Annotated in this window: 4 protein-coding genes and 1 pseudogene; 3 read left to right on the forward strand and 2 right to left on the reverse strand. The window is 69.5% G+C overall.

What is annotated here, in order from left to right; all coding sequences use genetic code 11:
• Positions 1 to 238: 238 nt before the first annotated feature.
• On the reverse strand, positions 239 to 1,009 hold the full coding sequence (locus tag AB0917_RS22870) for a YwqG family protein (RefSeq protein WP_366821468.1): 771 nt from the start codon (positions 1,007 to 1,009) through the stop codon (positions 239 to 241).
• A 419-nt stretch (positions 1,010 to 1,428) separates the two neighbouring features.
• On the opposite strand from AB0917_RS22870, the gene AB0917_RS22875 reads away from it, so the two are divergent.
• Together AB0917_RS22875 and AB0917_RS22880 are read left to right on the forward strand one after the other, a co-directional pair.
• Entirely contained in the window at positions 1,429 to 2,004 is a 576-nt protein-coding gene (locus AB0917_RS22875; protein WP_366821469.1) for a hypothetical protein, read from the forward strand.
• A gap of 557 nt (positions 2,005 to 2,561) precedes the next feature.
• Positions 2,562 to 3,767 carry a S1 family peptidase gene (locus AB0917_RS22880; protein WP_366821470.1) on the forward strand — a complete coding sequence of 402 codons (1,206 nt, stop codon included), beginning with the start codon at positions 2,562 to 2,564 and terminating at the stop codon, positions 3,765 to 3,767.
• A 229-nt stretch (positions 3,768 to 3,996) separates the two neighbouring features.
• Here AB0917_RS22880 and AB0917_RS22885 read toward each other — a convergent pair whose 3' ends face one another.
• Positions 3,997 to 5,031 (reverse strand): helix-turn-helix transcriptional regulator, encoded by a 1,035-nt coding sequence (locus tag AB0917_RS22885; RefSeq protein WP_366821471.1) that lies wholly within the window; start codon positions 5,029 to 5,031, stop codon positions 3,997 to 3,999.
• 165 nt (positions 5,032 to 5,196) lie between these two features.
• On the opposite strand from AB0917_RS22885, the pseudogene AB0917_RS22890 reads away from it, so the two are divergent.
• Positions 5,197 to 5,904 (forward strand): annotated as a pseudogene (locus AB0917_RS22890) (sigma-70 family RNA polymerase sigma factor); the annotation flags it as partial.
• Positions 5,905 to 6,000: the final 96 nt, after the last annotated feature.

Raw genomic sequence — 6,000 nt, forward strand, 5'->3', positions numbered from 1 at the left:
ACGCGTGCCCGCTGTAGATGGCCAGCGAGAAGACCTGCCACCACCCCTCCAGCTCCGGGTCCATCGACGGTTGGCCGTACCAGAAGCTCGACGCAACGAACCGGAAGTGGTCGTGGATGCGCACCGCCGTCAGACGGGTGCGCCATTCCGGACAACTCGGCCGCAGTGGCGCGGGCAGCGTCCTCGCTCGGCAGGCTCAGCGTGTACTGGACTCCCCAGGCGGGAGGCGCGGAGGCCATCAGCTGCACTGCCAGGTGAACATCGCCCGCTCGAAGCGCCGCTCGACCAGGTCTTCCGGGCGGATCAGCCAGTACAGGGCTCCGGCATCGCCCCACATCATGTCCGCGGCGTCCTCGCTGCCGAACTGGGCGAGCAGCACCCAGTTGCCCGCCTCCTGGGACAGCCGGGGGCCCTCCCAGGTGACCTCGCCGTCCAGGACCGCCTCCGCGATCTCGATCTCGACCGGGTTCTGTACGGAGTGAGCGTGGCCGCCGATCTGATGCCCTGCCTCGTCGTCGAACTCCCACAGCGCGTCGAGGAACTCCTGAGAGCAGACGGGGTGGTCGTACCGGTTCCCCAGCGGGGCACTCGGAGCGAAGGCGGCCCGGACGGCCGGATGCCAGGGTTCGGCCGCCGTCACCTCCGCCCGAGCGGTCAGCGGCACCACCGGATACGGCTTGAGTCCGGCAGGCGTCTCCCGCTCTGCCGCCTCCTCGTCCGCTGCCACATAAAGTACGCGGGCACCCGCCCAGCTATCCCGGTCCTCGGCCAGAACGAGAGCCTCGCCACCGTCCAACTGCCCGTCGAAGTAGAAGAACAACAGTGCTCCCGTGCCGGGAAGTTCGATGTCCAGCGCATCCGCCGACAGGCGTGCGCAGTCGATCGAGGCGATGAACGAGAGCGGTCCGTGCCCCTCCCACACCGGCCATGCCGAGGCGGAGGGCAGAGCTGGAAGGCCACCGAGCCGGCCCACCACGCCGTCGGAGCCGGTCGCCACCTCAAGACGCATGCCAGGGCGAAGCAGACCGAGCCACTTCTGGGCGTCCTCGGGTGACAGATGCCGCAGAGCGAGAGAGCGAAAAGCATCTCGGGAACCGTGTGTCATACGCCTGATCATCCACGGCACCGCTGACAGCGACTCTGGTGGTCCCTGGGCAGCAACGCAGCCGTTCACTCCGTTGCCGTGGACCCCCGAGCAGCGGTGGCGCGCCCATCCTCCTCGTGCCGCCAGCCTTCGGCTGGACCGTGTTCCGGGAGCTTGCGGATGCGCTGCGGGTGTCCGCCTCCGGCGGGACATCCCACGCCACCGGTCGGCGCCGCTTGGCGTCCTCGCCCGTCGTGCCGAGTCCGTGGAAGGTCTTCAGCGCGCCTGCCGGGCAGCAGTTGGGCCGCCGCCCTTGGCGCTCGTTCGCGCCGTAGGAGCGGAACATGCCGACCGAAGACCTCCCGGGCCTCACCGCCCAGCACTGGGAGGGCTGCACGGACATGTACGACTTCCTGGATCGGATCCGGCTCCGACCCGACATGTGGGTTTCCAGCGGATCGCTCCTGCCCTTGCCGTCCTTGCTCACCGGCTACCGGGCAGCGCTCGGTGTGCACGGCATCGGGGACCCCTTCGCCTTCTGGCCCGAGGACGACTTCAACCGCTGGCTTCAAGAGCAACGCGGCATCACCAGCTCTCTCACCTGGGCAGCCGAGATCGAACGCAACACCCCCGAAGGCTTGACGCCGGTCGAGGAGTTCTTCCGCCTCCTGGATGCGTACCGGAGTGAATCCGCTCAGAACTCAGCGTCCGGCGCTGCCTCGATCCGCTTTCCCGGCATCGAGTACATGAACAACACCTTCGTCGCCCTCTTCCGGCGCCGACGGCGGCGAGCCGCGGTGCTTCAGCGCCGCTTCCTCTGCCTGCTCCACAGCAACGACCCGGACATCCGGTTCGAACCGGTCGGAGCCATGCCCGTCCTCTGGAACGAGGCAGAAGCGCTCGACGTCCGCCGCTGTTGAGCGGGTGATCCGGCCGCCGACAGACACGTTCGGGCCTGCTCGCAACGGGGCATGGCTGAACAGGGCATGGCGTCCCACAGCTGTTCTTCCCAGCGGAGCCGTTCCGGGGTATGCGTCCCGTCCGTGGAGCTGCTTCAGCGGCACGTTCCCGAACCGTCCGGCCGCCGGGGGGAGATCCGTTCGCCGACGAGCCCCCGTTCTGAGCGCGAGGCGGCCGGTATCCGGTGTGGAGCCCATACTCTTACGCCGGTATCGCGGCCCTTCCGTGCCGGCGACGCGGATCACCTGTGCTGGCAGCGTGGCCCATCCGCGCCGCTATCGCGGGCCGCCGTGTGTTTCCGTCGCGTTTCTCTACAGTTCTCGGCCAGTTCTGTAGAAAAGAGCCCCTTCTCCGGTTCTTGTCGCGGCAGTTGTGCTTACGCGAGAGTTCGGGGCGCGGCGACAGGAACATGTCATCGCCGCCGGGCAGTGTCCACGGAACACACCGCGCACCCCCAAGCGCGGTGTGGCCACCCCCCCATTGTCTGGACGCTCGCCCGTGTAGCGGAAGGAAACGCGTGAAGCACGGAAAGAAAAACGCGCGCAGATACATCGTGGCGGCATCCGTCGGTGCCCTCCTGTCGGCCGGAGTCGTGACAGGTGCTTATGCCGGTACGACGGAATCCGCGCCGCCGCGGTACGAGCCGGCGATGGTCCAGGCTCTCGCCACCACCCTGGGCGTGAGCGAGCAGGACGCCGTCGAACGGCTCGACAGGGAAGCGCAGCAGCAGGAGCGGTTCGCGAAGCTGCGGACCGGGAAGGTCGCCACCCTCGGGGCCTTCTTCGCCGGTGACGGGAAGCTTGTCGTCAACGCCGCCGATGCGGAGGCGGCGAAGGCGGTCAAGGCGGCGGGGCTCGCAGCACGGGTCCCGGAGCATGGCGAGGGTGAGCTGAACCGGATCAAGGCCCAGCTCGACGCCAAGGCGCTCAAGAGCGCCCCGGCCGGGGTGTCGGCCTGGTCCGTGGACCTCGCATCCGACACCGTGACCGTCGAGGTGAACGGGGCGTCGGACGCCGCCACCCGTACGTTCATCGAGGCCGCGAAGAGCAACGGTGACGCGGTACGGATCGTCCAGGGCCAGGAGAAGCTGGAGACGCAGGCGGTCGTGCCCCCGGGCAGCCGCATGACCTTCAACGGCTACCTCTGCTCCGTCGGGTACGGGGCGAAGGACCGCTCCGGCAAGCAGGTGCTGGTCACGGCCGGCCACTGCGTGGACGGCCTGCCCGAACTCGCCTACAACGGCACCCGGTTCGCCAAGGCCACCCACACCCGGTTCGCGCTCGGCACCCGCAGCGTGGACATGGGCATAGCCGCCGTGGACCCCGGCCACTCCATCGGCCTGGACATCACCACGTACGGCAAGGCGGGCACCGTCGCCGTCCGGGGCAGCCAGCGGGCCCCGCAGGGCTCGGCCCTGTGCAAGTCCGGCCAGACCACCGGCTGGACCTGCGGCAAGGTCGGCTCGTACAACGTCAGCGTCACCTACACCGACGAGAACGGCGGTCCGGACACCGTCGTGACGGGGCTGGCCAGCTCCTCCGTCTGCACCCAGGGCGGCGACAGCGGAGGCGCCTACGTCTCCGGCGACCAGGCCCAGGGGATGACCTCCGGCGGCCCGATCGGCCAGCAGTGCAACGGCCAGGTGAACTCGCCCGGCTCCTCGTACTTCCAGCCGCTCGACGACGCCCTCGCGTACTACGGGCTGACGCTCAACACCAAGTAGCCCCGACCGGGTGAAGGTGCCGCATACGCGGGAGACCGTCCACTGACCCTGGGCGGTCTCCCGTTTCCATGGCCCGTTGTTCCCATTCCGCCTCGAAGGCTCCTTCGCCTTCAGCCCTCTTCCGCCTTCAGCCCTCTTCCGCCTTCAGCCCTCTTTCGTCTTCGCGTCCCCTTCGCCCTCAGTTCCCTCACATCTTCAAGGCCCTTCGGCGTCAGTCCACTTACTGCCTTCAGTCCCCGAACTCCCACGCCACTCCGTGCACTCCGGGTTTGCACCGGGAGGCGAGCACATGGGTGCTGTGGGAATCGTTCATCGAAATGCGTCGCTGCGAGCGGGGCGGGGCGCCCACCTGGTCCCGGAAGTACCGTCGGCAGCCCGATGGGAGCGCGTTCGGATGGAAGAAGACCTGCTGAAGATATTCGTGCAGATTCGCCCTCGACCAGCGTTCGTAGTGGGTGGCCGGTTCCCGGGACGGGCTCACGTCGACCGAGTAACTCACCACCGTCGTCTCCAGTTTGGCGAGTTCGCGGCCGAAGTGGATTTCCAGTACGAGGGACTTCAGCCCCTTGAGGTACGTGGCTTCGCCGAGCCGTCCGCAGGTGACGCGGATGTCGAGCGGCTCCGCCTGTTCGTCGTCGAAGCTGAGCACGAACAGCGCGCGGTCGGCTCCGGCCCGGCTGGCCCGCAGCACATTGGTCGTGGTGATGTTGCTCAGCGCCCCGCTCTCGCCCAGCGTCACCACGTCGTGGATCAGCAGCGAGCCGGACTCCTGGTTGAAGTGGCGGAACCGCTCGCCGAGCGCCTTCTCCACCACCGAGTCCTTGCCCAGCACCTGGAGGGCCGCGCTCTCGCCGCGCGTCGGCGCGATCCGGCCACGCGGGCGGCGCGGGCCGAGCAGCGAGCGCAGGGCCCCGGCCCGCAGGTCCAGGATCTCCTCCAGCACCTCCACGGCCCGCAGCGATCTGGCCCGCTCCGGCTGGCTGCGGCCGCGCTGCCAACTGCTCAACGTGGCCTGGCTGACCCCGATGCCGCGCGCCCTGAGCCGTTGGCTCACCCGCTCCAGCGAGAGGCCCCGGCGGCCCAGCGCCTCCCGCAGGGCCGCCGGGAAGGCGTCAGCGCCCGGAGGCTGTTCAGGGGCCTCGGCTTCCTGGGCGGCCTCCGGTGGCCGGCCGTCGTCCGTCTCCGGCGCCGTGCCCAGCGTGTGGGCGCTCCGGGCGCCACCGGCCTCAGGCAGCCCGACGCATGCTTCCGTTCTGCTCGACATGTCCCTCCCGCATCCCGGTACTCCCGCCGCAGGGCACCCGTAAGGTCCCTCCATACTGGTTGACCACCGGAAAGGGACCGGATAACAAATCCCCCAGGAGTGACCTGTCCCACACTCCGGGGCGCGCTGCCCGGCGTCCTCCACACGGCCCGAGGAAGTGAGCACGTGGTGAACAGCGTGAACGGCGTGGACGTCACCGCTCTGGTCGTCGCGGCCAGGGACGGGGACCAGGCCGCCGGGGAGCGGCTCGCCGCCCTCTACCTGCCGCTCGTCTACAACGTCGTGGGCCGCGCCCTCAACGGCCACCCGGACGTGGACGACGTGGTGCAGGAGACCATGCTCCGGGCGCTGTCCGGCCTCTCCTCGCTGCGCGACCCCACCCGGTTCCGGTCCTGGCTGGTGGCCATCGCCATGAACCAGGTCCGCACCCGCTGGTCGCTCCTGGGCCACCGCCCCGCCGCACTGGAGGAGACCGACGAGCCGGCCGACCCGGCGGCCGACTTCGTCGACCTGACGATCCTGCGCCTGGAACTCTCCGGCCAGCGGCGCGAGACCGCCGAGGCGACCCGCTGGCTGGACGACGCGGAACGCGATGTGCTCTCCCTGTGGTGGCTGGAAACCACCGGCGAACTCTCCCGTGCCGAGTTGGCGGAGGCCCTGGGCCTCTCCCCGCAGCACGCCGCCGTACGCGTACAGCGGGTGAAGAACCAGCTCGACATCGGGCGCGCGGTCGTCCGGGCCCTGGCCGCCGAACCCCGCTGCCCCTCCCTGTACGCGCTGGTGGAGGAGTGGGACGGGGCGCCCACGCCCCTGTGGCGCAAGCGCATAGCCCGGCACATACGCGGCTGCGCCTCCTGCTCGGCCGGCAGCTCGGCGACAGCTGGGCAATCAGGCCCTTGACCGGAATCATCGGCACATCGGTGATCGGCAGCACGGTGGTGTTCTGCACTTCATAGGCCACGGCTGCCG

It is taken from the genome of Streptomyces sp. NPDC007346 (genome assembly GCF_040703535.1).
In the GTDB taxonomy this organism is placed as follows: Bacteria; Actinomycetota; Actinomycetes; order Streptomycetales; family Streptomycetaceae; genus Streptomyces.